Below are 26987 nucleotides of genomic sequence, written 5' to 3'. Positions count from 1 at the left end.
GAGTCCCATCAGATGGTCTGCGGACTCGTGATGTGTCGTACCGCGCTGAGCACCAGCGGCAGCGACGGCACGTTGACGAAACCGCGGCCTGGCTCCGCGATCCACCGGACTGGTTCGCCGTCGATCTCGGTGGGCGGCAACGGAATCCGGCTGGCTCCAGTCATCAACCTCACGCCGACCGGAAGGCCCTGGTTCAGATTGGTCGGCGACTTGATCAGAGGAACACCCACCGGCACGGCTGACCGGACACGGCGAGAATCAGGACGATGCAGGCGGAACGCCGATCACGTAAGGAGGCAAATCGACTACCGGTAGTATTTGCCTCCCCTTGATCCGCTTCGGAGACGCACGTGGCAGACGACGAACTGATCCACGACGAGCCGGCAGAGCCTGCGGCCGTGAGGTTGGCCAAGGAGATCCGACGGTTCCGGCTCAAATCGAGCAAGAGTGACGCTGACGTAGCCACCGACATCGGCTATAGCCGGCAGTACGTGTCGATGGCCCAGAAGGTCGGGAAGAGCCTGCCTTCCAAAGAACTCGTGAACGCGTTGGACAACGCCCTTGGGGCGGGAGGGTTGCTGGTCACGCTCCGGGAAATGGCCAGGTCTGAACAGCTCGAACTACGTCAGCGGATCACAGAGCCGCCGATCGTGTCCGCACGTGCGCCCGGGCCAGCAGTAGCCGAGCAGATTCGGCAGAGCCAAGCCGAATGGCTGCATGTCCGGAATGCTCCAGGTGTCCGCGGCCGGGAACTGACAGAACTTGCGGCCTGGTTGTATCCCCAGTCGCAGCGCGGTCCTGGCGGACACGTGCTGGCAGGCCCAGGCTGGCTGCTGGACGAGCCGATAGAACTGGACGAGGTACACCTGCAGTGGTCAGACGGGCAAGGCTTGCCTTCGGCTCTCCCGCCGATGGAACATGTCCTGCCGCTGACAGATCGCGGCTACCGGTACACGACCTACAGCCGTGCTGTTCGGGACCTGGTCCGGCCGCGACTGCTGGAGAACCGGCTCAGCTATCGACTGCTCGACGTCCAGGCCAGCAAGGGCCTGACCATGACGTTCGGAACAACCGCGTTCTTCGATACCTTCGATGTGAAGCAGTCCGTCGCACATGAGTTCAAAGCCGCGTGGCTGGCGGCAGATGGATCTGTCCCAGACTGGGATGCCCTGCCTCTGCGCGCCGCCGTTGGTGATCCGTTTGATCCTCAGCGTCTGCTCATGTCTCCAGGCGTCAGCACGCTGACCATCCGGCGAGGTAGTGATGGTGATCATAGATTTGTGCTGCACGAACGCGACGGCGGCAAGGTCGCAGACGGCGGCGGGGTTTGCCACGTCATGCCGGCCGGCGAGTTCCAGCCCTCGTCCGTTGACCCCACCGACGTCTACAACGACTTCTCCCTGTGGCGCAACATCATGCGCGAGTTCTCAGAGGAGTTCCTCGGAAACCCCGAGCACGATGGGAACAGCCCGCAGCCAATCGACTACGCCAACGAGGAACCCTTCAGGTCCTTCGAGCGCGCACGCGCGAGTGGACGTTTCCGGTTGTGGCACTACGGGTTGGTGATCGAACCGCTGGAACTCGGCACAATTCAGCTCACCGTGGCAGTGATCGACGACGACGTGTTCGACGGGTTGTTCGCGAACATGGTGCGCACCAACGACGAAGGCAAGATCGTTGGCGGCAACGGGCGGACCGACATGCCGTTCACAGGCGAGGCGATCGACCGTCTGAACCCGCGCCTGTCAGCCAGTGCCTTGACGCTGCTGCGGATGGCATGGAGGGACCGAGCGAGATTGCTTCAGGGAGAGTGATCGGCACCGAGGTCGACGACCTCGGTGCCGGGCCCGCGCCAGTCCCGCCTCTCACGCCACAGCTTCCTCGGTGCTTTCCGCGTTCGCACCCTCGCCGACGCGCGCGTAGGTCTCCGGACGGCGGTTGCGCAGCAGGACCGCGAGCACGCCGCCCGCCAGCAACGTCGCCGGGACGATGCCGACCAGTACGACGTTGACGCCGGTCGGTGCGTTGGTGAGCAGCCCGACGTTGCTGATCAGGATGTAGGTCGCCGCGGCCAGCAGCACGGAGGACGCGACCGCCGCGGTCAGCGCCGCCGGTGTGCTCGCGGCCTTGTTGCGCCGCACGAAATACACCACGCACGAGACCGCGGTGAGGGCCTGCAGCACCACGATGCCGACGACACCCGGCGTGTTCACCCACAGCAGCAGGCCGGTGACGGGGTCGGCGCCGGTGAGTGCGAACCCGCCGATGACGACGACCGCGACCACGGTCTGCACCACGCTCGCCCGGTACGGCGAACCGAAGCGCGGGTGGACGCGGCCGATCCACGCCGGCAGCACCCCGTCCTCGGACAACGCGTGGGTGTAGCGGGTGATGGCGTTATGGAAGGCGATCTGCGAGGCGTAGACGCTGGAGATCACGAGCAGGCGCATCAGCGTGGCCGCCCACGGTCCGACGTAGGTCTCGGTGGCCGCGAAGAACAGGCCGGGGATGTTGTCGCGGGCCGCGCCGACGACCTGGTCGCTGCCGTATCCGATCACCACGGACCAGAGGACGAAGCAGTAGAAGAGCGCCATGAACCCGACGGCGAAGTAGGTAGCGCGGGGGATGGTGCGCTCCGGGTCGCGGGCCTCCGTGCGGTACAGGGCGGTGGACTCGAAGCCCATGAACGCGGCGAAGGCGAACGCGAGCACCGCGCCCATTCCGGGGCTGAACGCCGCGGACGGGCTGAAGGACGCGAAGTCCACACCGGACGCACCACCGCGGGTGAGGACACCGATGGCGAGCAGCAGGAGAATTCCCGACTCCAGCACCAGCAGGACGCCCAGCACCTTCGCGCCGACGTCGATGCCCAGCCAGGCGATCACCAGCACCAGTGCGAGAGCGATCAGCGCGATGACCGGCCACGGCACGTCCAGCCCGAAGAGGTCGGCCAGCGTCGCCTTCGTCTGCGCGGCGAACAGGCCGTACACCCCGATCTGCAAGGTGTTGTAGGAGATCAGCGCGAGCAGGGCGGCGGCGAGTCCCCAGCCGCGGCCGAGCCCTTTCGCGATGTAGGCGTAGAACGCGCCACCGCCGCTGACGTACTTGGTCATCCGGGTGAACGCGACGGCGAAGACGATCAGCACCGCACCCGCTGCCAGGTAGGCGACCGGAGCCCCGACGCCGCCGATCATGAGTCCGAGCGGCGCGACACCGGCCATGACGGTCAGCGGGGCGGCGGCCGCCACGACCATGAAGACGAGCCCGCCCACGCCGAGGACGCCGCGTTTGAGCTGTCCTTCCGGCACGGGGGCGCTGCTGTGCTGCAACGACGAGGGTCGGGTCATGACGGCACCCTTCTCCGATGTGGTTGGGGTCACTCGGCCCCGCGATTGCTGAATCATTGGCCAGCACGCCACTCAAGTCAAGGTTTTCGTCGTTGGATGGTCACTCTGACACTCAAACGGTAGGTTGACGGCGCATTGGCAACGGAAACAGTAGGCCGGGCGCTCAGAGGAAGTACAGGCGGGAGAGGGCGACTGAGTCCGCCGGCGCGGAGGAAACGGGCTCGCCGTCGACGGTGACGCGTCCCGTCCGTTCCTCCACGCGGACTTCGGCGGTCCGGTCGTTGTGGATCATGTCGGCGGGGCCGATGCCGCGGGTTCCGCGCACACCCACGCGACGTCGGCGGGTCGTGAGGTGATCTTCCTGCGACTCGGCGGCGGCCTGGCTGACGAACGCGACCGACAGATCGGCGGGGGTGGGGCCGAATCCGCCCAGCTGGGGGCCGATCACCAACGGCTGTGAGCTGTCGATGCTCGCGTTCGGGTCGCCCGTGACGCCGTACGCGGGAAAGCCGGCCTTGAGCACGAGCTCCGGCTTCGCGCCGAAGTGGTCCGGGCGCCACAGCACGATGTCGGCCAGCTTGCCGGGCTCCAGGGACCCGACCTCGTGGGCCATGCCGTGCGCGATCGCGGGGTTGATCGTGAGCTTCGCGATGTAGCGCCTGGCCCTGTCGTTGTCGTGCCGCGGGTCCAGCGAGCCGCGCTCGGTCTTCATCTTGGCGGCCATGGCGAAGGTGCGCCGGAACGTTTCCCCTGCTCTGCCCATGCCTTGGGCGTCGGACGACGTGATGGCGATGATGCCCAGGTCGTGCAGCACGTCCTCGGCGCCCATGGTGCTCGCTCGAATCCGTTCCCTGGCCATCAGCACGTCCCCTGGCAGATCGGCCTTCAGCTCGTGGGCGTCCATGATCATGTGGAAGTGCTCGTCGACCGCGTCGCGGCCGAAGGGGAGCGTCGGGTTCGTGGACGACGCGATGACGTTGCTCTCTCCGGCCATCCGCATGACGTTGGGGACGTGCCCGCCGCCGCACCCCTCGACGTGGAAGGCGTGGATGGTCCGCCCCGCGAGTACGGCCAGGGTGTCCTCGACCGAGAGGCACTCGTTGAGCCCGTCGGTATGCAGTGCCACCTGGACGTCGTACTCCTCGGCGACCGTGAGCGCGGAGTCGAGAGCGCGGGTGTGCGCGCCGATGTCCTCATGGACCTTGAACCCGCACACGCCGCCCTCGACGAGCGCCTCCACCAGCGGTTCGCGGGTGGACACGGAGCCCCGGCCGAGGAAGCCGATGTTGATCGGCCACGCGTCGAACGCGGTGAACGCGTGGCGCAGCGCCCACGGCGTGCTGATACCCGGCCCCCACACCGGCCCGAACTCCTGGCTGAGCACCGTGGTGACGCCGGAGGCGAGCTCTGCCTCGAGGACCCTGGGCGACAGCAGGTGGACATGGGTGTCGATCGCCCCGGCCGTGGCGATCAGACCCTCGCCCGCGATGATCGTCGTTCCGCTGCCGACGACGATGTCGACGCCTTCGAGCGTGTGCGGGTTGCCGGCCCTGCCTATGCCCGCGATCCGTCCGTCGCGGATGCCGATCGACGCCTTGCGCACGCCCTGGACGGCGTCGATCAGCAGGACGTTGCTGATCACCAGGTCACAGGTTTCCCGTGCGGTCGCGGCCAGGATGTGCAGCCCGTCGCGCGCTGTCTTGCCGAACCCGACGACGAACTCGTCGCCCGGCATGCTCGCGTCGGACTCCACCTCGACGACGAGGCCGGTGTCTCCCAGTCGCACCCGGTCGCCCTTCCTGGGCCCGTAGGCGGCGGCGTAGTCGTTCGGTGTGAAGGTCATGGCTGTTCCTCGTGTTGGTAACCGCAGGCAACCGCGCGCCGCAGCGCTTCTTCCTTCGCTCCGGGGGCGTCCAGCGGGCCGTCGACGAGACCGGCGAAGCCGATGGCGACGCGGTCACCTCCGATGGGGGTGAGGTCCACCGCTGTTCGCTCGCCGGGCCCGAACCGGATCGAAGAGCCCGCGGGAATCGCGAGCCTCATCCCGTACGCCGCGGCACGGTCGAACCGCAGCCGCGGATTGGCTTCAAAGAAGTGGAAGTGCGAGGTGACGCTGATCGGCACCGTCGAGGTGTTGGTGACGAACACGGTCACCACTCCCGGCCAGTCCACCATCGGCTCGGGTCCGAGCAGAACCGCTCCGGGTGCGGTGCCGGAACCGGCCGTGCCGATCGGGTCGGTCACGACGATCAGCCTCGTGCCGTCGTCGAAGACCGCTTCGACCTTGACGTCGCCCATCACCTCCGGCACACCGGGAAGCACGTCGTCAGGACCGAGCACGGCCCGGCCGGCCGAGATCGCCTCGTGGAGCCGGAGCCCGTCGCGGGCGGCTTCGCAGACCGTGTCGGCGATCAGCGCGGTCGCCTCCGGCACGTTGAGCCGCAACCCGCGGGCGAGCCGGCGCCGTGCGAGCTCGGCCGTGTTGAAGATCAGCAGTCGGTCCCGTTCGCTCGGCGTCAGGCGCACGGCCGATCACCAGCCTTCCGACAGCACGCGGTCGAGGGTGTCCACGAAGAAGTCGGCGGCGGACCGGTCGATGCACAGCGGTGGCTTCACCTTGAGCACGTTCATCCGGTCGCTCGTCGGCTGGATCACGACGCCCAGGTCGAGCATCCGGTCGCAGATGGCCTCGGTCTCAGCCGCCGCGGGTTCGAGGGTCGTCCGGTCGCGCACCAGCTCCACGCCCAGGTACAGGCCGAAACCGTGGACGGCTCCGATGATCTCGTGCCGCTGCTGGAGTTCCTCGAGACGTGCCTTGAGATGGCCACCTGTGTTCCGAGCGTTTCCTTGCAGGTCCTCATCACGGATGATGTCGAGGACCTGCAGACCGATGCGGGACGACAACGGGCTTCCTCCGGTGGAGGAGAAGAAGTAGCCGCCATTGCGGTACTTCTCGGCCACGGCGCGGCTGGTGATGACGGCCGCCACGGGAACGCCGTTCCCCACCGCCTTCGCGACGGCGATGATGTCGGGAACGACGCCCTGCTGCTCGAATCCCCAGAACCAGTGCCCGAGCCGGCCGTAGCCGACCTGGATCTCGTCGGCGATCGCCAGGCCGCCGTGGCGGCGCACCGCTGCGTACACAGCGGCGAGATAGCGGTCGGGCAGAGGCATTCCGCCGGCGTTGCCGTAGAAGGACTCGCCGATGAAACCGGCCGGCGGTTTTCCGGACGCGGCGAGTTCGTCGATGATCGCGGCCGCTTCCGGTCCGTACCGGCTCGCGTCGACGCCCCGGTGCCGGCCCCGGTACGGGTTGGGCGCCGGGACGGTGTGGACCCAGGACGGCCGGCTGTGCAACGCGTTCGGGTTGTCGGCGACGGACGTCGAGACCGCGTCCGACGCGTAGGTCCAGCCGTGATAGGCCTCGCTCATCGCGACCACGTCGGACCGGCCGGTGGCCACGAGCGCGAGCCGGAGCGCCAGGTCGGCCGCCTCCGAACCGGAGTTCACCAGGAAGACCGTGTCCAGCGGATCAGGTGCGAGGTCCGCGAGCCGGGCGCTGAACGCGGCGATCGCCTCGTAGTTGAACCGGGAGTTCGTGTTCAGCAGCCGTAGCTGGCGTTCGGCGGTGGCGGCGATGCGGGGGTGGGAGTGGCCGACCACCGCGACGTTGTTGATCATGTCCAGCAGCGGGCGGCCCTCCTCGGTGACGAGGAAGTGGCGCCAGCCGCGTTCGATCCTGGGCGGCTCGCGGTAGTAGTGCTCCTGGACCTCGGCCAGGGCGCGTTCGCGTTGCGCCAGCACGGAATCGGCCGCACCGGTGCTCGTCGCGGGCAGCCCGAGCAGGGGAGCGGGGTCGGCGAGCGTGGCCAGCCATCCCGGTGCGTACTTCGGTGCCACGCCCTCGGGGACGCCTCCGGCCCGGTGACCCGCTGCGATCCGGGTCCGGCCGCGCGGCACCGTAGTCGCCACGACCGTGCCGGCGACCACGGCTCCCGTGGCGCGAACGGTCACACCGTGCGCCACCAACTCGACGTTGTCCGTGCTCAGCACGATGCCGGAGTCCGTCGGTGACACCTCGCAGTCCCACGGTGCGCGGAGTTCCTCGGATCCGGCTGTCCAGAGGTCGATCCCGGTCGCGATGGAGGCCGGCGCCGTCTGGCCGAGCACAGGGCTTCCCGCGAGGCGTGCCTCGCCGAACTTCGTCACCACGGCTCGATGCCCGGCCGAAAGCCGTTCCGCGGCAAGCCTTTCCATGATGTCGGCGTCCTGCCAGGCGCCATCGTCCAATGAGGACGATTGTGGCGACAGGTCCAGCACCTCCGCGTCCACGAGGGCGAGCAGCACGCCGTCCGGAACCGAAACACCGCTTGTGCTCAGGTACAACGCGTCGCGGATCAGCGCGGTCATCACCTCGGGCGGGACGGCGAGCGCCTGGTCCGCGATGCGCCACTCCCGCTCGAGGCGTGTCTCCGCGTAGGAGTTGTCACCGTCGACCGCCACCTGGTGGCAGCCGCTCACGACCAGGACCGCGGCCCGCAGCACCACGAGTGGCCAGATCGCGTCGACCTCGGCGTCGGACAGCGGACGCAGGGAGTGGTACGCGCGCACCGCGGGCAGGACGTCGGCCGGCTCGGCGCCGGGGTGATGCAGGATCGAGGAGATCGCGATCGCGAGCTCGCTGACGGTCCACGTCCTGGTCAGATCGCTGAAGTCGATCATCCCGTCGACGAGACCGTCCGCGCCGAGCACGGTGTTGTCGTCGGTGAGGTCGAGGTGCACGACCTGGACGGGCAGGTCGGGAACGAGCGGTGCGAGGAGGTCCCAGGCCCTCGCGGCGGCGCTCTCGATCTCGGCACGTCGAGCCGCGGGCAGCGCCGGACTCAGCGAGGCCACCGTCCGGTCGGCGTACCGGAGGTCCCACTGCAACGTCCGGTCGAGTCCATCACCGCCGGTGATGTCGGCGAGTGCCAGGTCGACCCTGCCCGCGACCTCGCCCAACCGGGCGATGGCGCGTGGAGCCAGGTAGGGCTGGTCGAACAGCGTGCCGCCGGGAAGGAACCGGAGCAGCCGAACCACCGCCGGGCCGTCCGGCGTGGCGACCGCTGCGCGTTGCACGGTCCCGTCGTCCGCGCGGAGCACCTGGGCGACCCTGAGGTCCGGGCAGGCGGCGGCGATGCGGTCCGCGGCAGCGTCCTGGACCGCGACCTCGGCGGCGCTGAACGCCGGGTTCGACACCTTGAGCACCGCCACCGGTTGCCCGGCCGGTGTGCGCAGGAGGAAGTTGGCGTCCTGGTTGCTGCCCAGCTGGTACGCGACGGCATCGACGCCGAACGACTCGTGGGCGACCCTTCGGGCCCACGCCTCGTCGACGCGGGGCGCGGGAAGTGTGACGGCGTTGAGGAAATCCATCCCGGTCGTCATCTCGTCACCCACGCCGGCCCGCCGCGGGCTCCTGCTGGGTGATGCAGTGAATGCCGCCGCCGCCGGAGAACACGTCCAGCGCCGGCACCATCACTACCTCTCGTCCGGGATACGCCACCTCGAGGATCTCCTTGGCCTGCAGATCGTTCGGGTCGTCGAACGAACACCCGATCACTCCGCCGTTGACGACGAGATGGTTGATGTAGCTGTAGTCGACCCAGTCGACGCTGTCGCGCACGACCCGTGGCGCGGGGACCTCGATGATCTCCCAGGGCCGACCGGAGGCGTCGCGTGTCTCGCGCACGACGGCCAGGATCTCGCGGGTGACGGCGTGGTCCGGATGTGCCGGATTTTCCTGCACGTGCACGAGGAGAACGCCGGGCGAGGGAATCGTGACGGTCAGGTCGACGTGCCCGCCGGTGCCCAGCCGCAACGAGTCGCGGTACAGGCCGCGCGGCAACCAGATGACGTGGTCGGCGCCGATCGTGCGCGCCAGTTCGGCCTCGACGTCCTCCTTCGTCCATCCTGGGTTCCGTCGTGGGTCGAGCTGCACCGTCTCGGTCACGAGCACGGTGCCGAGGCCGTCGACGTGAATGCCGCCGCCCTCGTTGACCATCCGCGAGACCTCCAGCTTCGCGCCGGCCCGGCCCGCCACGAAGGATCCGATGCGTTCGTCCCTGCCCCAGGTCGCCCAGGACTGGGCGCCCCAGCCGTTGAAGGCCCAGTCGACCGCGCCGAGCCGGCCGGACTCGTCCACCACGAAGGTCGGGCCGATGTCGCGCATCCACGCGTCGTCCAGCGGCGCCTCGACGATCTCGATCTTCTGCTCGCCGAGGTGGCGCCGGGCCGTCGGAGTCTCGGCCGGATCGACGACCATGGTGACGGGCTCGAACTCGGCGATCGTGTGCGCGACTCCCGCCCAGGACCTGGCGGCGGTCTCCTGGTTGTCGGCGAGGTAGGAGTCGCTGGTGGGGAAGGCCATCCACACGCGTGCTTGCGGTTCGGTTTCGGCAGGCATGCGCCAGGACATCAGGTGCTCCAAAGGCTGGTGGAAACGGGCTGGACGCCGAGACCCTTGCGCAGGGCTCGCAATCGGATCGCCCACATGTACCGTGCTACTTCCGCGTCGGGCGCGTAGTACTCCGCGGCGTGGTAGACGCCGGGATGGACGTGCAGCTCCGTGGGGACACCGGCGGCGAGGAGCCGTTGCGCCAACGCGAGGTTCTCGTCCAGGAAGAGGTCGGCGGTGCCCACGTCGATGAACGTCGGCGGCAGGCCGGTCAGGTCCTCCGCGTGCAGGGGAGCGGCATAGCCATCGGGCTCCTGCCCTGCGAGGAACCAGCCCCAGGCCTCGGTGTTGTCCCTGCGATCCCACGTCCCGACGGCCGTGACCTCGCCCTCCGACCTCGTGGTGTTCCGGTGGTCGACCATGGGGTAGAGAGCCACGATGTAGGAGAGCTCGGGTCCCCCGAGGTCTCTCGCCTTGAGGGCGGTGGCCAGGGCCAGATTGCCGCCCGCGCTCCCGCCGAAGATCGCCAACCGTCCCGGGTCGAAGTCCAGGGACGTCGCGTTGGCGCTCATCCAGCCGAGGGCGGCGTAGCAGTCGTCGACCTGTGCCGGGTGCGGATGTTCGGGAGCCTTGCGGTAGCCGGTGGAGACGACGAGCACCCCGAGCTCCTCGCAGATCCGCACGGCTGTCACGTGCTCGTAGTCGAGGTCACCGAGGTACATCCCGCCGCCGTGGATGAAGAACACGGCGGGCGAGGCAGGCTGGAACCGCCTGGGCCGGTAGACGCGGACCGGCACGTCCGGGCACCCGACCGGGCCGGGCACCAGCAGGTCCTCGGTGGAGCACGTCTGGGCGGCCTTGACCGGCGCGAGCATCTTCGCCGTGAGCGCGGCGTCGATGCGCCTGCGCTCCGCCACGTCCTCGATGGCGGACAAGCCACCGGGAAAGGCCTCGCGGAGCTCTTCCAACGGTGCCCGCAGCTCGGGATCGATGCCGTTCAACGGTCCTCCCGCGCGTCCACCAGGAAGCGGGTGTCGCGACGACGGCGCAGGTACAGCACCTCGTAGCCGAGCGCGGCGACGACGATCCCGCCGGTGATGACCAGGTCCACGGGAGCCGACTGGGACAGGGCGTAGCCGATGGCGATGATCACCACCGCCGGAGCCAGCGGCCAGAGCGGCATCTTCCACCCGGCGTGCGGCCTGCGCCGGACGGCGAGCGCTCCGACGGCCAGCAGCAGGTAGACCATGGCGATGATGACGCTGGTGATGCTCACCAGGGCTTCGATGTTCAGGAAGTAGGCGAACACAGCGCCCGGCAACGCCACCACCAGCGTCGCCACGACCGGCGTGTTGAAGCGCGGGTGCAGCCGGGTGAGCGCGGCGTTGATCGGAGCGGGCCACGCCTGGTCGCGCCCCGACGCGAACATCACGCGGCCGTTCTGCAGCACCATGACGATGACCGCGTTGAGGATCGCCAGCGCGATGGCGGCGCTCACCGCGGCGGCGACGCCGGGGCCCGCCCACTCCTCGACGAACTCGGGGAACTTCCGCACCCCCAGGTCCTCGAGCGACCCGGCACCGAGGACGATGGCGGCCGTCGGCACGACGATGACCGCCGCGCCGATGAGGATCGAGCCGAAGACGGCGCGGGCCACGTCCCGGCGCGGGTTGATCATCTCCTCGGCGAGGTAGGACGCGGTGCCGAAACCGTTGACGATGAGCATCGCGACGAGGAACCCGGACACCACGACGCCGAGGGTGAACGGGGAGAGCGCACCGTCGGTCAGCGCCTCCGGCCGCACCAGCGTGCTCACCGGGCGCTGGGCGTGCGTGAAGCCGAGGTAGGCGACCACCGCGGCCGCGAGGACCTCCAGAGCGAGGAAGCAGCTCGTCACGAACGCGTTGGCGCGGACGTCGAGGATCGCCGTGGCCGTGGCCACCAGCATCACGACCGCACCGGTGGTGGCCCGGTCGAGGTTCGCGATCGAACTCAGGTAGTCCGCCGTGCCGAGCGCGATGATCGGCGGGATGACCACGAGCAGGGCTGCCGTGAGCGCGAACGTCAGCCAGCCGAACGTGCGCCCGATCGTGTGGGTGATCATCGCGTACTCACCGCCGGAGCTCGGCGTGCGCGTGCCCAGTTCGGCGTAGCAGGCACCGACGGCGATCGAGACCAGGATGCCGACGAGCAACGCGATGACGACGCCGGACCCCTGCGTGACCAGCAGCTGCGGAACGATGATGAAAAGGCTGGACGCTGGCGTGATGCACGAGATCGTCAGCAGGAGCGCCGCACTCACACCGAGCACCGGCTTCAGCCGTCCCGACGCCGTGGAGAGAGGTTCGGCAGGGGGGTCGGCGGGCATCTCGGTGGGGGTCGCTGACATGGCGTCTCCTCGCGATTTGAAAGCCTTTCAAACTGTGTGTTGGGCAAACATGAGGCACGGCGTCGCTAGAGTCAAGAGGTGACCAAGCAGAAGTTCAGCCGGCTCGAGCGTCCGCGTGAGCGGGTCATGCAGGAGGCGTGGGCGCTGCTCGCCGAGCGCGGCCTGGCCGAACTGAGCCTCTCCGAGCTGGGGCGCCGCCTGGATACCAGCGCCGGTCACCTCTCGTACTACTTCGGCAGCAAGAACGGCCTGCTCCTCGAACTGCTGCGCTGGAGCGAGGACGAGCTGGCCAAGGAGCTGGCGCTCGTGGTGGAGTCCGACCGCCCGGCCGAGGAACGACTGCGCCAGGTGTGCCTGCTCAACTTCCCGCGCTTCGTCGGCGACCCGCGCTGGCTGCTCTGGGTCGAGCTGTGGCCGCGGGTGATGCACGAACCCGCCCTGCGCGAGGCCCAGCTCGAGTTCGACGCCGTCTGGCGCTCCGCGATCAGCCGGATCCTCAGCGAGCTGACCGACGACGTCGACACGCTCACGCAGCGCGTGTTCGCCCTCATCGACGGGCTGAGCGTGAGTTTGCTGACGGGCGACACCACGCTGACCGTCGACAAGGCGTGGGAGCACGTGAAGGCGTTGCTGCCCGCCGCCGGCGCGGGCGGGCTCAGCCGGAGTCGTTGATACGCCGCAGGAAAGCGAACTTCCTGACGGCCGTTCAGACGGTCATCGGCCAGATCCGGGTGCGAGCCGAAGCCGGGCGGGCCCACCGCCGGTCCTGACCGGGCTCGCTCCACTGTGGACGGACAGGCGCGCTCACCCGGCGAGTGCCGCCTCTCGGTGGACCACCGTCCCGGCCACCGCGGTGAGAGCGATGGGCGCGTCGGCCAGCTCGTCGGGATCGGCGCGCAAGGGGTCGAGCGTGAACGCCGTGAGGTCGGCCGGTGCTCCGGCGGTGATCGTCCCGGTGCGGCCGGCGGCCTCGGCGGCGAGGCGCGTGCAGCCCTCGAGCGCCATCAGCGGGGTGAGTCCCTGTCGCGGCTGCACGGGTGGGACGCCGGGCTCGCCTGCCGGACGGCGCAGCTGGGCCGCGGCGAGGACCCGGCGCGGGTCGAACGGGGCGACCGGCCAGTCGGAGCCGAGGACGACGGGGACTCCGGCGTCGCGCAGGTCGCGGCAGCGCCAGGCTCGGCCGGCCCGTTCGCTGCCGAGGCGCACCGACCAGTTGTCGGTGTGGTCGGCCCTGGTGAAGTGGCAGTGGGTCGGCTGCATGCTCGCGACGACCCCCTGCCGGAGGAACCGGTCGATCAGGTCGGTGGGCAACGTCTCGATGTGCTCGACGCGGTGAGGTGCCGTCGCGGTGCGGCCGAGTCCGTCGAGGGCTTCCAGGACGTGGCGGACGGCGGCGTCGCCGATGGCGTGGGTCGCCGTCGGGACGCCGGCCGCGGCCAGGGTGCGCACGGCCTTCGTGAAAGCGGCGGGGTCGGTCCAGAAGCTGTCGGTCGACTCGCCGTGCGAGTCGGGCTCCTCCAGCCACGCGGTGCCGTTGTCGATGGTGCCGTCGACGAAGAACTTCACGCCACCGACCTCCCAGCGGCGTCCGCCATGTCCCTGGAGCTCGATCAGCTGGGCCAGGCCGTCGGCGTCGACACCGGGATCGCACCAGGGCGCGAACCGCAGCCGCAGCGGGAGTTCACCGAGTTCCTCCGCGGCGGCGACGACTTCGGCGCTGTCGCTCAGCAGGTCCATGACGTGGCCACCGGTGAGCCCGGTGGCGGCCATTTCGCCGAGCAGCGCGCGCAGCCGGGCGGCACGGACGGCGACCGGTTCCCTCGGGGCATGCGCGGTGACCAGGTCCATGGCGGCGGACTCCAGCAGCAGGCCGGTCGGGTGGCCGTGTTCGTCACAGACCACGCTCGATCGCTGGGCGAACCGCCGCGGGCCGTCGACGCCCGCCATCCGCAGCGCGGCCGGGGTGGCCAGCGCGGAATGCGCGTCGAACAGCCGCACGAACGCCGGTCGGCCACCGACCGCGGCCTCGATCGGTGCGCTGGTGATCGGTCGGCCGCCGAAGACGTTGGGGTCGAGGCCCCACGCCTGGATCCACTCGCCCGGCGCCCTGTCCGCGGCCGCGGCAGCGAGCAGATGCCGCACCTCGTCGAGGGAACGGGCGGCGGACAGGTCGACGTCGGCGGTGAGCTGCAGCCCCATCACCGGGTGGGTGTGCCCGTCGATCAACCCGGGGGTCACGGTGGCGTCGCCGAGGTCGACGATCTCGGTCCGCGGTCCGCGCCAGTCGCGGACGTCGCGGCGGGTGCCGGTCGCGGTGACGACGCCGTCCTGGACGGCGATCGCCTGGACCGGGCGGTCGTCGCCGGTGAGGGTGTGGACGGTGCCGGCGCAGACGACGAGGTCCGGGTTCACGCGGGTTCCCTTCGGCAGGGGTGCGGGTCTCTTAACCGAATAGCATTCGTTTAAGGATGCGGTGGCCCGTCGGGAAGGTCAAGGAACTCGTCGATGCCTACGCTCGGTGGCGCCCGACGCAGTGGAGGACTTGGTGGCACAACGACGGAAACGGCTGCTCTCGACCGAGGTGATCCTCGACGCCTCGCTGGCGTGCGTCGACGCCACCGGCCGGCTCACGATGGCCGATCTGGCCGAGCGGCTCGGCGTGAGCGCCTCCTCGATCTACCACCACCTGCCGGGCAGGGCGGCGATCGTCGAGGCACTGCGCGAACGGCTGGTCGCGGTGATCGAACCACCCCCGCTGGACGGAACCGACTGGGGCGAGCAGATCACCCGGTGGATGCGGGACTACCGGTGTGCGCTCGCCGAGCACCCCGGCCTGATCCCGTTGCTGAACGAGCAGACGATGACCGCGGGCTCGGTGCTGCTCGGCTACGAGCAGGTCGCGACACTGCTGCGGCGTGCGGGGGTGCCCGTCGGAGAGGTGGTGCTCTGGATCAGCGTTCTCGACGCCTATGCGCTGGGATCGGCTCTCGACCTCGCGGCACCGGACGACGTGTGGCGGGTCGACCGCGACGACCTGCCCGTACTCGCCGAAGCGATCAGGGCGGCGCCGGCCGGGCGCAAGCGGGCGGACGAGGCTTTCGACCTTGGCCTGGAAGCACTCGTCGCCTCGCTGCGGCACCGGCTCTCCTCCGGCTGAGGAGGCTACTGCTGGCCGTCCGCGACGACGTCCCAGTGCTCGATGATCTTTCCGTCGACCACGCGGAAGATGTCCGCGACGACGTAGTCGGAGCTGAAGACCCACACGAGATCGCTGTCGGCCAGGGTGTTGCCGAACTGGGTGCGGCCGGCGGCCGGGGTGGACTGGGTGACGCCCTGCTGCTGCATGAACTGCTTGAGCGGCTCCGTTCCGTTCGCGGCCGCCGGGTTGTGCTGGTAGTACCGCGGGTCCCAGCTGGTGTCGATCACGGTCGCGTCCCCGTCGGAGAGCTTGCGGTAGGCCTCGACCGCGAACGTCCGGTTCTTCTCCTCCTGCTCCTCGGACAGGCTCGGCACCCCGTTCCGGTACTGGTACTGGTCGCTGAACAGGGAGTTGCCGCTGGCCGTCGTGGCAGGCACGGTCTGCGTGATGCTCCAGTGCTCGACCAGCTTCCCGTTGCCCACGCGGAACAGGTCGATCTTGGCCTCGCCGGTCGCCTCGTCCGCTGGAGTCGCCGAGGCGTGCCAGTGCACGGCCACCAGGTCGTGATCGGCGGCCGTGCGCTTGACCGTCGCCACCGCGCCGGGGATCTTCGCCTTGAGGTCCTGGAACTGCTTGACCTGACCGTCGGCTCCACCGGGCACGGACTTGTCGTGCTGCACGTAGTCCGATCCGATGAGCTCCCGCACCACGTCGGTCTTGTTCTGGTTGAACGCCTCCGAGTACAGGCGCAGGACGAGCGTCTTGTTCTGCGCCTCGGACGCCGTCGACGAGTCCGCCGCGGGGGCGGTGCCGGACGCGCCGCCGCACGCCGTCGTGAACAAGGCCAGGACGGCGAACCAGGGAAGGGTCTGCCGGGCGTATCCCATTCGGGTCTCCTGTGTGCGATCGGGAGGGGCCGGACGACTGTCCACATGAGACACGTCTGTGAACTCGAAGATCGTCCGGCCGCGGACGCCCGGTAGGGTGAGCGATTAACGCCTTAACCACAAGCGCGTGCGGAACGTCTCAGTTGGCCACCTCGTCCAGATACGCCTTCGCCTGGAGCGTGAACAGCTCGGCATACCCGGCCTTGGCCGCCATCAGCTCCTCGTGCGTCCCGTATTCGGCGACCTTCCCGTGCTCCAGCAACAGGATCCGTTCCGCCTGCCGCACGGTGGAGAACCGGTGCGAGATGTACAGCGTGGTCCGGCCTTCCGACAGCTCGCGCAGCCGCGCGAACAGGTCGTGCTCGGCCTGTGCGTCGAGCGCCGACGTCGGCTCGTCGAGCACCAGGATCGGCGCCTCCCGCTGGAACGCCCTGGCCAGCGCGATCTTCTGCCACTCGCCGCCCGAGAGACTGACCCCCTGGTCGAACCACCGGCCGAGCGGACTGTCGTAACCCCGTGGCAGCCGTTCGATCCGCTCGTCCGCGCCGGCCCGGCGGGCGGAGTCCTCGATGTGCGGCCGGTCCTCGAGCCGCGTCAGGTCGCCGAGGCCGATGTTCTCCGCGGCCGTGCCCTGGTACGTCACGTAGTCCTGGAACATCGCGCTGATCCGCGTGCGCAGCTCGACGGGGTCGTAGTCGCGGATGTCGACGCCGTCGAGCAGGATGCGGCCGCCGGTCGGGTCGTAGAGCCGGCAGAGCAGCTTGAACAACGTCGACTTGCCCGCGCCGTTGCGGCCCACCACCGCGACCGTCTCGCCGGGCCGGATCTCGAAGCTCACGTCGTCCAGCGCGGGTTCCTCGGAGCCGGGGTAGCTGAAGGTCACCGACTCGAACTCGATGTGACCCTCCACTGTGGACGGCATCGGCCGCGGCGACGCCGGCGCCGTGATCTCCGGCTTGGTGTCCAGGAACCGGTACAGCGTGTCGAGGTAGAGGTTGTTCTCGTACATCCCGGAAAACGCCGTGAACAGCCCGGACACCGACGTCTGGACGGACGCCGCCGCGGCCGTGTACAGCGCCAAGTCTCCCAGCGTGAGCCGGCCGCCGACCGACTCCAGCGCGATGTACAACGTGATCGCCGAGCCCGCGAGCGTGCTCAGCAGCCCCCAGGACGTCGAGCTGATGTTGCGGTTGATCGTCAGCTTCCGCTGGCGCTCGTAGGAGACGGTGCCGAGCCGGCGGAACCGGTCGACGAAGTACGGGCCGAGCCCGAACAGCTTCGTCTCCTTGGCGTAGGTGTCCGTTGTGACCAAAGAGGACAGATAATCCATTCGCCGCTTGATCGGCGACATCACGAACGTCAGCCAGAACGCGCGCGAGCCGTACTTCGACTGCGAGATGAACGCCGGGATCGGCGCCACCAGCGCGACCAGGGCCAGCAGCGGGCTGATCGAGACGAGCAGCGCGACCATGCTGCCGAACGTGATCAGCGTCCGCAGCAGCCCCAGCGCCGAGTTCATCATCGACAGCGGCCGTGTCGGCGCCTCCTGCGCGGCCTGACGCAGCATGTCGTACGACGACGAGCCCTCGAAGTACGCGAGGTGCAGTTCGCTGGCGTGCGCCATCACCTGGTGGCGGATGGTCAGCGTCATGCGCTCCTGCAGCAGCGACTGCGCGATCGACGTCAGCGCGCTGCTGATCGCGGTCGCGGCGAGCACGCCGAACTGCAACAACGCGATGTTCACGATGTCACCGGTGGTGCCGGTGTGCTGGATCGCCGCGACGACGGAGTCCAGCAGCAGCTTCGCGACGTACGCGGTCACGGTCGGCAGGAGTCCCGACAAAAGCGTGATCAGCGCCAGCATGACGGTGAGGATCGGGCTGGCCTGCCACGTCAGCTTCGCGACCTTCGGCAGACCGCGGACGGTGCCCGCCACCGACGTCTTCGCGCGCTTCAGGCGGGAGCGCAGGTCCTTCGGTCCGTCCTCCTGCTTCGGTTCGGGAATGTCGACCGGTCCGGTGAGCCCGCTGTCCGGCACCGTGGTCGCGTGCCGCCGACGGCCGCGCCGGCTCAGCATGAACTCCATGCCGCCGCCCCCGCCGCCCGGGATCATTCGGCCCCCATGGCGCCGTGCAGGAAGAAGTCGACCACCTGGCGCGTGGTGGGCGGGTCGACGTCGGGCGCCAGCCGGCGACCGCCGAACAACAACGTCAGGAAGAGGGCGGCGAGTTGCTCTGGCGGCAGCCGCAGCCGATCCTTCTCCGGCGTGAAGAGCTCGACCATCGCCCCGCGGATGGCGGCCATCGACTCACGGCGCCCGCCCTTCCACGTGCCGCCCTGATCCTTGAGACGCTGTCCGTGATCACGGTGCCTGGGCCGGCCGGACGCGTGCAGCGCGCCCATCAGCGCGCCCATCCGCTCGAGATGCGCGCCGAGCGCGTCGGCCGCTTCGACGAGCCGGTCCGCCAAGGGCTGGTCGACGGGGATCTCGGCGATCGCGTCGAGCACGTGATCGGGCCTGAGCGCCTCGGCCGTGCAGGCGTCGAACAGCTCGTCCTTGTCCTTGAACGCACGGAAGATGGTGCCTTCGCCGATGCCGGCGGCGCGGGCGATCTGGCTGCTCGTCACGTTCGCGCCGTGCTCCATCAGGAGCGGCAGCACCGCGTGCACGATCATGGCGCGCCGCTCCTCGACGCTCATGCTCGGCGCTCTGCGCCGGGTTTCGGGTGCTGGTGTCATGCACCCATGGTGCGGAGTGAGCGCTCACTCCGTCAAGCGAGCGCGACCTTGGCGGTCGCGTTCAACGCTCGCTGGTGCGCTGATCCTGCAGGTGTTGGCCGGTGCCGTGGTTCTGGTGCGCCGCAAGGTTCGCGACTGACTCAGCGGGCGGCCGCCCGGCAGCGGTTCTCCTCGATCGGCCGGTGCAGGGTGGCGTACAGCTCGGCCGCTTCGAGGTACAACGCGGCGGCCTGGGCGGTCTGCCCGGCCGCCCCGCGCAGTTCGGCCCTGACCTCCCAGAGCGCTGCCGACCACGGGCCGCCCTGCCACAGCCCGCTGATCCGTTCCGCCTCCGCCAGGTGCTGCCGGGCCCGGCTCAGGTCGTTCGCCCGCGCGCAGGCCCGTGCCGCCTCGATCCGGAACGCCATCGAGCACGGATCGCACACGTGGGCCGCCTCGGCGAGCAGGCGTTCGCCGTCGCGGACCGCGCCCAGTGCCTCGACGAGCCCGCCGGCGAGCACGCGCAGTCCGTGGATTCGGATGACGAGGTGAGACCGGATGCCCGACGCGTGCGCGAGCGGCATCGCGCGGTCGAGCAGCGCGACGGCGGTGCTGCGGTCGCCCCGCCGGATGTGCGCTTCCGCGGCACGTTCGAGCGCGATGCTCTGGGCCGAGAGGCATCCTGCCCGCTCCGCGTCCGTGAGCGACCGGTCGAGGTAGGCGGACGCCTCGTCGAGGTGGCCGGACAGCAGTGCGAGCTCGCCGAGCAGCAGGTGCGCCAGTGCCCGGCCGGCAGCCGAGTCGGCCTCGGAGGCGATGCCGAGCAGGTCGCGGCCGAACGACTCCGCGCCCTCGTGGCCTTCCGGTCCGTAGAGGTAGAACTCCTGGAAGCACAGGTGGGCGTCGAACACGGCGCCTTCCAGGCTCGCCGAGCGCCGGACGGAGTCGGCGAACTCCCGCCGGAACTGCTGGTGCCACGTGCCTTTCGCGTAGGCGACGAGCGCGAGCAGCGTGGACGCCTCGCCCAGCTCGTGCCCGAGGTTCGCGTCCAGTGCCAGCGCCCGTGCCCTCTTGGCGAGCCGTTCGGCTTCCTCGATGTTGCGGCGGCCCCAGGCGACCAGTCCGTTGGCGAGGGTCACCGCCACCGTCTGCCGCACCGACGGCGGCTCGGCCCCCTCGGCCAGCACGGTCTCGTAGAGCGCGACCGTCTCGGCGTCCGGTCCGACACCGATGCGTTCCCGCAGCGCCTCGCGGAGTTGTTCGAACTGGCGCAACGCTTCCCGGCGCCGCCCGGCCGCGAGGTGGCGCCGCATCAGCGCGCGGTGCGCCTCCTCGTCGGTCTCGTCGAGCTCCAGCAACCGGGTCCAGTCACAGGCGGCCCGCAGCAGCGCGATGTAGTGGGTCCTCGCCTTGGTTCGTCGTTCCTCCGCCCACCACTCGTACCGGTCGTCCGGCAGCACGTCACCGCTGTAGGTCGCGGCCGCCTCGGCACACGCCCGCGCGTCGCCAGAGGCCAGCGCGACGTCCGCGGCTCGGTCGAACCGGTCGAGGTCGCAGTCCAGGCGCCCGCCCGGCCACAGCACCAGTACGTGACCCTCGACGGCGATCGCGCCGGGCCCGCCGAGCGCCCGGCGGGCGTAGTGCACGGCCTTGCGCAGGTTCGCGCCGGCCGCCTCGACGGGCAGGTCGGGCCACAGCAGCTCCATGACCTGTTCGCGGTGCAGCCGATGCGCGTTCTCGAGCGCCAGCAGTTTCACCACGTCGGCGGCTCTGCGGCTGCGCCAGGCATGGCTGGGGACAGGGCTGCCGTCCACGGTGACGCCAAACCCGCCGAGTACACGCACCTGGCAGGTGGCAGGCATGGCCCGACCTTACGTCGGCCGCCGCGGGAACGCTCGGGGAACGCTCCGCTGCCTAACCTCGCCGCACAGAGTCGCAAGAGGAGGAACGCCATGCTGTTCATGGATGTCCACAATCAACTGCCCGACGGCGCCAGCGCGAAGGACGTGGCGGAAGCCCACCAGGCCGACCTGCGCACCCAGGACCAGTACGGCGTGCGCTACCTGCACTACTGGGTCGACGACCAGGCGGGCAAGGTGTTCTGCCTGGTGGAGGCCCCGGACGCGGAGGCGGCGCACAGAGTGCACCGCGAGGCGCACGGTCTGGTCGCCGACGAGATCTACCCGGTCGTGCAGGGGTAGACCTCCGGCGGCGTCAGCCCTTGGCGGTTTCCGCACGGCCGTCGCGGAAGAACCCGACGATCGAGTCGAGCCGCGTGAGCGGGTACGCGGCGCCGAACGCCGTGTTCCAGAACGATCCGGTGCGTTGCCGCCAAGGGCCGACATAGGCGTAGGGCTCGGCGAAGTGCCCGTCGCCGGGGGAGACGCCGTAGTTGACCTCGTCGAGGGTGATGCCGAGGTCGAAGTGCTCCGGCCAGAGGACCGGCGTCTGGTCAGGGGCGAACTCCCGCAGCGCCCGGTCGCCTTCGGCGAAGGCGTCGGCGATGAGCCGGGCAGCGGACGGGTCGATGTCGAGCTGCTCGTCGGGGGTGACGCCGGAGCCGTCGCGGTAGACGTCGCCGAGCGCGCGCAGGCGCACTCCCGCGCCGGCCGCCAGGTCGCCGCACGTGCCCTTGAGCGGCAGGCGCACGCCGTCGGTGACGAGCTGGTCGCCGTCGATGCGCAGGTCGGGTTCGGCGACGGTGCCGAAGCCGCCGGGTCTGATGCGCAGCCGGATGGTGCCGCTGCGGTCGTACTGCGGTCCGGCGAGGACCAGTTCGGCGATGCCGTGCAGTGCGCGGCGGGTCGTCTCGAAAGTCATGTCGTCTCCTCGTGTAACGCCGGTCACGGCTGCGGGAACTGAGTCCTCAGTGTCGGCTCACCGAGGAGGCGTTACATGTCGTGGCATCGGGTGGATCCCGCTGACGTCCCGGAGGACGGGCGGGTGCGCAGTGTCGTCGTGGACGGACGGACCGTCGCGTTGTCGCGGTGCGGTGCCGGGCTGGGGGCACTGGAGAACCGGTGCCCGCACCAGGGCGGTCCGCTGGGGGAGGGCGCGATCGAGAAGGGCTGGCTGCGCTGCCCTTGGCACGGCTACGACTACCACCCGCTGACGGGCAAGCCACCCGCGGGATTCTCGGACGGGGTCCCGGCGTTCGAGGTCGAGGAACGCGAGGACGGCGTCTACGTCGAGCTGCCGGAGCTGGAGGTGCGGCCACGCACCGTCGCGGACGTCATGGTCGAGACGCTGGTCGCGCACGGTGTCACGCACGTGTTCGGCATGGTCGGCCACTCGAACCTCGGGTTCGCCGAGGCGTTGCGCCGCGCGGAGGAACGCGGTGAGCTGACCTACGTCGGCATCCGGCACGAGGGCGCGGCCGCGTTCGCCGCCGGCGCGTACGGCAAACTCACCGGCCGGCCCGCCGCGTGCTTCGCGATCGCCGGACCGGGCTCGACCAACCTGCTCACCGGTCTCTACGACGCGAAGCTCGACCAGGCACCCGTCATTGCCATTTCGGGCCAGGTGCCGTCGAAGGTGCTCGGCCGTGGTGCGTTCCAGGACGTCGACCTCTCCGCGGTGTTCAAGGACGTCGCCGTGTCCACCACGACCGTCCACAGTGGAAGCGATCATGCGGAACTCGCTGCCCTGGCGGTGAAGCACGCGATCGACGGACGCGGCGTCGCGCACCTCGTGCTGCCGGACGAGGTGCAGGTGCTGCCGTCGGAGGCGAAGGCCGGGATGCCGGACGGCAGGTTGTCCGATCGGCGGACGCGACCGGACGACGCGGCCTTGTCCAGAGCGGCGGCACTGATCCGGGACGCTCGCCGGCCGGTGCTGATCGCCGGGCACGGCGCGTGGGCGGCCCGCACCGAGGTGCGGATGCTCGCGGAACGCCTCAACGCGCCGGTGCTGACCACGTTCAAGGCCAAGGGGGTCGTCGCCGACTCGCACCCGCTCGCGGGCGGCGTGCTCGGCCGCAGCGGCACGCCGGTCGCGAGCTGGCTGATGAACGAGTCCGACCTGCTCGTGGTGGTCGGCGCCTCGTTCGCCAACCACACGGGAATCGCGCCGTACAAGCCGATCGTGCAGATCGACGACGACCACGCCGCGATCGGCCGCTTCGACGCGGTGACCTGTGACGTGCTCGGTGACGCGGCGCTCACGCTCACCGCACTCGTGAACGAGCTGGACGAGGTGAAGTCGACCGACCAACGGCCCGATGTCGCCGCTCGGTGGGACATCTGGCGGCACGAGAAGTCCCGGCGCGCTGCCGACGACCGCGGTCGTGGCGTGTCCGCGGCGGCGGTTTTCGCCGCGCTGTCACAGCATCTGAGCGCCGACGCGATCGTCACCGTGGACGTCGGCAACCACGCGTACTCGCTCGGCCGCTACCTCGAGTCCAAGGGGCAGCCGGTGCTCATGTCGGGTTATCTCGGGTCGATCGGCTTCGGGTACCCGGCCGCGATCGGCGCGTGGGCCGCCGCGCCCGGCCGCCCGATCGTCGCCGTCACGGGTGACGGCGGGTTCGGGCAGTACGCCACCGAGCTGACTACCGCGGTGAAGTACGGCATCCCGATCAAGCACGTGCTGCTCAACAACAACGCCCTCGGCAAGATCAGCAAGGAGCAGCTCGCCGAGGACTACCCGGTCTGGCACACCTCGCTGCACAACCCGGACTGGGCCGCGTACGCCCGGCTCTGCGGCGCGACCGGCATCCGCGTCGACCGGCGCGACCAGCTCGACGAAGCCATGACCGAGCTCTTCACCACCGATGGACCGGCCTTGTTGTGCGTCGAACAGGACGCCGAACTGCTCTAGGAGGAGCATCCGCATGCCCAGAATCGTGACCAGCGCTGTGCTCGACGCCCCCGCCGAGGAGGTGTGGGAGCTGGTGCGGGACTTCTCCGCCATCGGCTCCTGGCATCCGTTACTCCCGGAGGCGAAGATCGAAGGCGGTGACCCCGCCGACCGGGTGGGCGCCGTCCGCGTCTTCCCCGCGGCAGGCGGGCACCGCGAACGGCTCGTCGCCCTGGACGACGCCGAGCGCAGCACCCGGTACGCGTTCGAGGACACCGCCGGACTGCCCGTGCGCGGCTACGTCTCCGGCCTGCGGGTGAGGCCCGCGTCCGACACCATGTCGCTGGTCGAGTGGACGGCCGACTTCGACTGCGACGCGACCGACGAGTCCCAGGTGATCTCCCAGGTCCGCGACGGGATCTTCCTGCCGGGCCTGACCGCGCTGAAGGAGCGTTTCGCATGACCGACTACAGCGACCTCAAGGCGATGTTCATCAACTGCACCCTGAAGCGTTCGCCGGATCGCAGCAACACCGAGGGCCTGGTGGACGTCAGCCGGGCGATCATGGAGAAGCAGGGCGTGCAGGTCGAGGTGCTGCGGGCGATCGACCACGACATCGCGATCGGCGTGTGGCCGGACATGAGAGAGCACGGCTGGGCGACCGACGCCTGGCCGGAGATCTACGAACGCGTCATGGCCTCCGACATCCTGGTGATCGCGGGCCCGATCTGGCTGGGCGACAACAGTTCGGTGACCAAGCAGGTGATCGAACGGCTCTACGCGTGCTCGCACCTGCTCAACGACGCCGGCCAGTACGCCTACTACGGCCGCGTCGGCGGGTGCCTGATCACCGGCAACGAGGACGGCGTGAAGCACTGCGCCATGAACATCCTCTACAGCTTGCAGCACCTCGGCTACACGATCCCGCCGCAGGCCGACGCGGGCTGGATCGGTGAGGCAGGGCCCGGACCGTCCTATCTGGACCCCGGATCGGGCGGGCCGGAGAACGACTTCACGAACCGGAACACCACGTTCATGACGTGGAACCTGCTGCACGTCGCCCGCATGCTCAAGGACGCGGGCGGGATCCCGGCGCACGGAAACCAGCGCTCCGGGTGGGACGCGGGATGTCGCTACGACTTCGACAACCCCGAGTACCGGTAGATTTCCCATGTGGATTCTGTCCGGATGCTGCCCGCGGACGACGTCCTCGTCGCCGGACTCCGGTCCGGTGACGAGGCGACGTTCGCGCGGCTGCTCGACAGCTGGTCGGCGTCGATGCTGCGGCTGGCCCGGTCGTTCGTGTCCACCGACGCTTCCGCGGAGGAGGTCGTCCAGGACACCTGGCTCGCCGTGATCCGCGGCGTCGGTGGGTTCCAGGGCGCCTCGTCGTTGCGCACGTGGGTGTACCGGATCCTCGTCAACACGGCGAAGAAACGGGGTGTCAAGGAGAAGCGCACGGTGCCGTGGACGAGCCTGGAGCCGGACGGTGGCCCGACCGTGGACCCGGACCGGTTCCGCGGGCCCGATGACGCCTATCCGGGGCACTGGCAGGAGTTTCCCGAGCCGTGGGTGCTCGGCGACGAGTTTCGCCACGTCGTCGCGCGGGCACTCGACGAGCTGCCGGAACGGCAACGCGTCGTGGTGACGTTGCGCGACGTCGACGGTCACACGTCGGACGAGGTGTGCGCGATGCTGGAGATCTCGGCGGCCAACCAGCGGGTGCTGCTGCACCGCGGCCGCGCGGCGGTCCGCGCACACGTCGAGAAGTACCTGGGGGGAGCGGCATGACCTGCGAGGAGTTCGTCGAGCTCGTCACCGCGTTCCTGGAGGGCGCGCTGGACGAGGAGACCGAACGCGACTTCGTCGCCCATCTCGCCGAGTGCCCCGGCTGCGAGCGCTACCTCGACCAGTTCCGCATCACCATCGCCGAACTGGGCGAACTGCCGCCGGAGACTCTGTCCGGCGACACGCGCGACCGGCTGCTGGAGGCGTTCCGGAACTTCCCGCGGGCGTAACGTCCGGCGGGCACACCGGCACTGAACTCCCATGCCGGATGTGGAGTTCGTCAACCTGCTGATCGTCGCCGCCATCGCGCTGACGGCACCACTGCTGCTCGGCCTCGCACCCGCACTGCGCGTGCCGGCCGTCGTCCTGGAGATCGTCGCGGGGATCGTCGTCGGGCCCTCGGGGCTCGGCTGGGTGGAGATCGACCTACCGGTGCAGATCGTCGCGCTGCTCGGGCTCGCGTTCCTGCTGTTCCTCGCGGGACTGGAGATCGACGTGCACCGGCTGAGCGGCCAGGCGCTGCTCGGTTACGTCGTCACGCTCGCGGTCGGCCTCGCCGCCGGGTTCGCCTTCCAGGCGGCCGGCTGGGTGCAGAGCCCGCTGCTGCTGGCGGTCACGCTGTCGGCGACCTCGCTCGGGCTGATCGTCCCCGTACTCAAGGACGCCGGCCGCGTCGACGGCGACGCGGGACAGGTCGCCATCGCGGGTGCGTCCGTGGCGGACTTCGCGGCCATCATCCTGTTGTCGCTGGCGTTCTCGATGTCCGGTGGAGGCCTCGGCGGACGGGTGGGCCTGCTCGGCCTGTTCGCGGGACTGGTCGTGCTCACCGGCCTGGTGATCGTCTTCGCCGGAAGGTCACGCCGCCTCGCGGACGCGCTGTTCCGGTTGCAGGACACCACCGCGGAGATCCGGGTGCGCGCGGCCGTCGTGCTGCTCGTGGCGTTCGTCGCGCTGGCCGAGGAGCTGGGGCTGGAGAGCATCCTCGGCGCGTTCCTCGCCGGGGTCGTGGTGGGCGTGATCGACCGGGACACGACGTCGCACCCGCGGTTCCGGATCAAGCTGGAGGCCGTCGGCTACGGCTTCCTCATCCCGGTCTTCTTCGTCACCAGCGGTCTGCGGCTCGACCTGGGCGGCCTGCTCGCCGACGCCGGGGCGCTCGCACGGGTCCCGTTGTTCCTCGTCGCACTGCTGCTCGCCCGCGGACTGCCCGCGTTCCTGCACGTGCGCTCGCTGCCGCGCCGTGACGTCTTCGCTGTGGCGCTGCTGCAGGCGACCTCGTTGCCGTTCATCGTCACGGCCACTCAGATCGGTGTGGCCGTCGGGCTGATGTCCCCGGTCACGGCCGCCGCGCTCACCTGCGCAGGGCTGCTGTCGGTGCTGCTGTTCCCGGCCGGCGCGGTAGGCCTGTTGTCGACTCGCGACCCAGACCAGACGAACGAGGGTGCACGTGAGGTAACCAACCTTCCTACCGTCGGTGACTGATCGGAAA

At 69.8% G+C, this 26987-nt stretch carries 24 protein-coding genes; 10 read left to right on the top strand and 14 right to left on the bottom strand.

Annotation, left to right across the window (positions count from 1 at the left end; translation table 11 throughout):
* Positions 1-8 precede the first annotated feature (8 nt).
* Entirely contained in the window at positions 9-164 is a 156-nt protein-coding gene (locus JOD27_RS11760) for a hypothetical protein (protein WP_204762210.1), read from the bottom strand.
* Between the two features lie 186 nt (positions 165-350).
* Between JOD27_RS11760 and JOD27_RS11755 the strand changes: the two genes are divergently transcribed.
* Complete coding sequence (locus JOD27_RS11755; protein WP_307830090.1) at positions 351-1814, top strand: helix-turn-helix domain-containing protein; 1464 nt, start codon at positions 351-353, stop codon at positions 1812-1814.
* A gap of 51 nt (positions 1815-1865) precedes the next feature.
* On the opposite strand, the gene JOD27_RS11750 is transcribed toward JOD27_RS11755, so the two are convergent.
* The 7 genes from JOD27_RS11750 to JOD27_RS11720 all read right to left on the bottom strand — a co-directional run bounded on the left by JOD27_RS11750 (position 1866) and on the right by JOD27_RS11720 (position 12169).
* Complete coding sequence (locus JOD27_RS11750; RefSeq protein ID WP_204762209.1) at positions 1866-3347, bottom strand: APC family permease; 1482 nt, start codon at positions 3345-3347, stop codon at positions 1866-1868.
* 163 nt (positions 3348-3510) lie between these two features.
* Positions 3511-5190 carry an urease subunit alpha gene (locus tag JOD27_RS11745; RefSeq protein WP_204762208.1) on the bottom strand — a complete coding sequence of 560 codons (1680 nt, stop codon included), beginning with the start codon at positions 5188-5190 and terminating at the stop codon, positions 3511-3513.
* Positions 5187-5873, bottom strand: a complete 687-nt coding sequence (gene ureA / locus JOD27_RS11740) for an urease subunit gamma (RefSeq protein WP_204762207.1) — start codon at positions 5871-5873, stop codon at positions 5187-5189. The genes JOD27_RS11745 and ureA overlap by 4 nt, the downstream gene beginning before the upstream one ends.
* A gap of 6 nt (positions 5874-5879) precedes the next feature.
* The gene (locus JOD27_RS11735; protein WP_204762206.1) at positions 5880-8771 is read right to left on the bottom strand and encodes an aminotransferase; all 2892 of its coding nucleotides are present in this window, start codon (positions 8769-8771) and stop codon (positions 5880-5882) included.
* A 4-nt stretch (positions 8772-8775) separates the two neighbouring features.
* The gene (locus JOD27_RS11730; RefSeq protein ID WP_204762205.1) at positions 8776-9801 is read right to left on the bottom strand and encodes an agmatine deiminase family protein; all 1026 of its coding nucleotides are present in this window, start codon (positions 9799-9801) and stop codon (positions 8776-8778) included.
* Complete coding sequence (locus tag JOD27_RS11725; protein ID WP_204762204.1) at positions 9801-10781, bottom strand: alpha/beta hydrolase; 981 nt, start codon at positions 10779-10781, stop codon at positions 9801-9803. The genes JOD27_RS11730 and JOD27_RS11725 overlap by 1 nt, the downstream gene beginning before the upstream one ends.
* The gene (locus JOD27_RS11720) at positions 10778-12169 is read right to left on the bottom strand and encodes an APC family permease (protein ID WP_239566951.1); all 1392 of its coding nucleotides are present in this window, start codon (positions 12167-12169) and stop codon (positions 10778-10780) included. The genes JOD27_RS11725 and JOD27_RS11720 overlap by 4 nt, the downstream gene beginning before the upstream one ends.
* A 78-nt stretch (positions 12170-12247) precedes the next feature.
* Between JOD27_RS11720 and JOD27_RS11715 the strand changes: the two genes are divergently transcribed.
* On the top strand, positions 12248-12841 hold the full coding sequence (locus tag JOD27_RS11715; protein WP_204762203.1) for a TetR/AcrR family transcriptional regulator: 594 nt from the start codon (positions 12248-12250) through the stop codon (positions 12839-12841).
* 132 nt (positions 12842-12973) lie between these two features.
* Here the strand turns inward: JOD27_RS11715 and JOD27_RS11710 are convergent, their stop codons facing one another.
* Positions 12974-14581 carry an amidohydrolase gene (locus tag JOD27_RS11710; protein ID WP_204762202.1) on the bottom strand — a complete coding sequence of 536 codons (1608 nt, stop codon included), beginning with the start codon at positions 14579-14581 and terminating at the stop codon, positions 12974-12976.
* 133 nt (positions 14582-14714) lie between these two features.
* On the opposite strand from JOD27_RS11710, the gene JOD27_RS44805 reads away from it, so the two are divergent.
* A complete protein-coding gene (locus JOD27_RS44805) occupies positions 14715-15326 on the top strand; it encodes a TetR/AcrR family transcriptional regulator (RefSeq protein WP_204762201.1) in 612 nt (203 codons plus the stop codon).
* Between the two features lie 5 nt (positions 15327-15331).
* Here the strand turns inward: JOD27_RS44805 and JOD27_RS11700 are convergent, their stop codons facing one another.
* From JOD27_RS11700 to JOD27_RS11685, 4 genes are all read right to left on the bottom strand, one after another.
* Positions 15332-16195, bottom strand: a complete 864-nt coding sequence (locus JOD27_RS11700) for a nuclear transport factor 2 family protein (protein WP_204762200.1) — start codon at positions 16193-16195, stop codon at positions 15332-15334.
* A gap of 139 nt (positions 16196-16334) precedes the next feature.
* Positions 16335-18281: an ABC transporter ATP-binding protein gene (locus JOD27_RS11695; RefSeq protein ID WP_204762729.1), complete on the bottom strand. Its 1947-nt coding sequence runs from the start codon at positions 18279-18281 to the stop codon at positions 16335-16337.
* 23 nt (positions 18282-18304) lie between these two features.
* A complete protein-coding gene (locus JOD27_RS11690; protein WP_204762199.1) occupies positions 18305-18895 on the bottom strand; it encodes a TetR/AcrR family transcriptional regulator in 591 nt (196 codons plus the stop codon).
* Positions 18896-19074: 179 nt separating this feature from the next.
* On the bottom strand, positions 19075-20775 hold the full coding sequence (locus JOD27_RS11685) for an AfsR/SARP family transcriptional regulator (protein ID WP_204762198.1): 1701 nt from the start codon (positions 20773-20775) through the stop codon (positions 19075-19077).
* A gap of 90 nt (positions 20776-20865) precedes the next feature.
* Here JOD27_RS11685 and JOD27_RS11680 point away from each other — a divergent pair, with 90 nt between their 5' ends.
* Positions 20866-21114 (top strand): DUF4242 domain-containing protein, encoded by a 249-nt coding sequence (locus JOD27_RS11680; protein WP_204762197.1) that lies wholly within the window; start codon positions 20866-20868, stop codon positions 21112-21114.
* Positions 21115-21127: 13 nt separating this feature from the next.
* Here the strand turns inward: JOD27_RS11680 and JOD27_RS11675 are convergent, their stop codons facing one another.
* A complete protein-coding gene (locus JOD27_RS11675) occupies positions 21128-21733 on the bottom strand; it encodes a hypothetical protein (RefSeq protein WP_204762196.1) in 606 nt (201 codons plus the stop codon).
* A 75-nt stretch (positions 21734-21808) separates the two neighbouring features.
* Between JOD27_RS11675 and JOD27_RS11670 the strand changes: the two genes are divergently transcribed.
* From JOD27_RS11670 to JOD27_RS11645, 6 genes are read left to right on the top strand one after another with little or no spacing between them, the layout of a single operon-like run.
* A complete protein-coding gene (locus JOD27_RS11670) occupies positions 21809-23731 on the top strand; it encodes a thiamine pyrophosphate-binding protein (protein ID WP_204762195.1) in 1923 nt (640 codons plus the stop codon).
* Between the two features lie 13 nt (positions 23732-23744).
* On the top strand, positions 23745-24173 hold the full coding sequence (locus tag JOD27_RS11665) for an SRPBCC family protein (protein ID WP_204762194.1): 429 nt from the start codon (positions 23745-23747) through the stop codon (positions 24171-24173).
* The gene (locus tag JOD27_RS11660) at positions 24170-24874 is read left to right on the top strand and encodes a flavodoxin family protein (RefSeq protein ID WP_204762193.1); all 705 of its coding nucleotides are present in this window, start codon (positions 24170-24172) and stop codon (positions 24872-24874) included. The genes JOD27_RS11665 and JOD27_RS11660 overlap by 4 nt, the downstream gene beginning before the upstream one ends.
* A gap of 9 nt (positions 24875-24883) precedes the next feature.
* Positions 24884-25501, top strand: a complete 618-nt coding sequence (locus JOD27_RS11655; protein WP_307830089.1) for a sigma-70 family RNA polymerase sigma factor — start codon at positions 24884-24886, stop codon at positions 25499-25501.
* Complete coding sequence (locus JOD27_RS11650) at positions 25498-25728, top strand: anti-sigma factor family protein (RefSeq protein WP_204762192.1); 231 nt, start codon at positions 25498-25500, stop codon at positions 25726-25728. Before JOD27_RS11655 ends, JOD27_RS11650 begins: the two co-directional genes overlap by 4 nt.
* A gap of 31 nt (positions 25729-25759) precedes the next feature.
* Positions 25760-26980: a cation:proton antiporter gene (locus JOD27_RS11645; RefSeq protein WP_204762191.1), complete on the top strand. Its 1221-nt coding sequence runs from the start codon at positions 25760-25762 to the stop codon at positions 26978-26980.
* The last annotated feature ends 7 nt before the right edge of the window (positions 26981-26987 follow it).

This window comes from Lentzea nigeriaca, from assembly GCF_016907955.1.
GTDB lineage: Bacteria > Actinomycetota > Actinomycetes > Mycobacteriales > Pseudonocardiaceae > Lentzea > Lentzea nigeriaca.
Note: the sequence above shows the minus strand (reverse complement) of the source record. Positions and strands in the feature narration are given on the sequence as shown.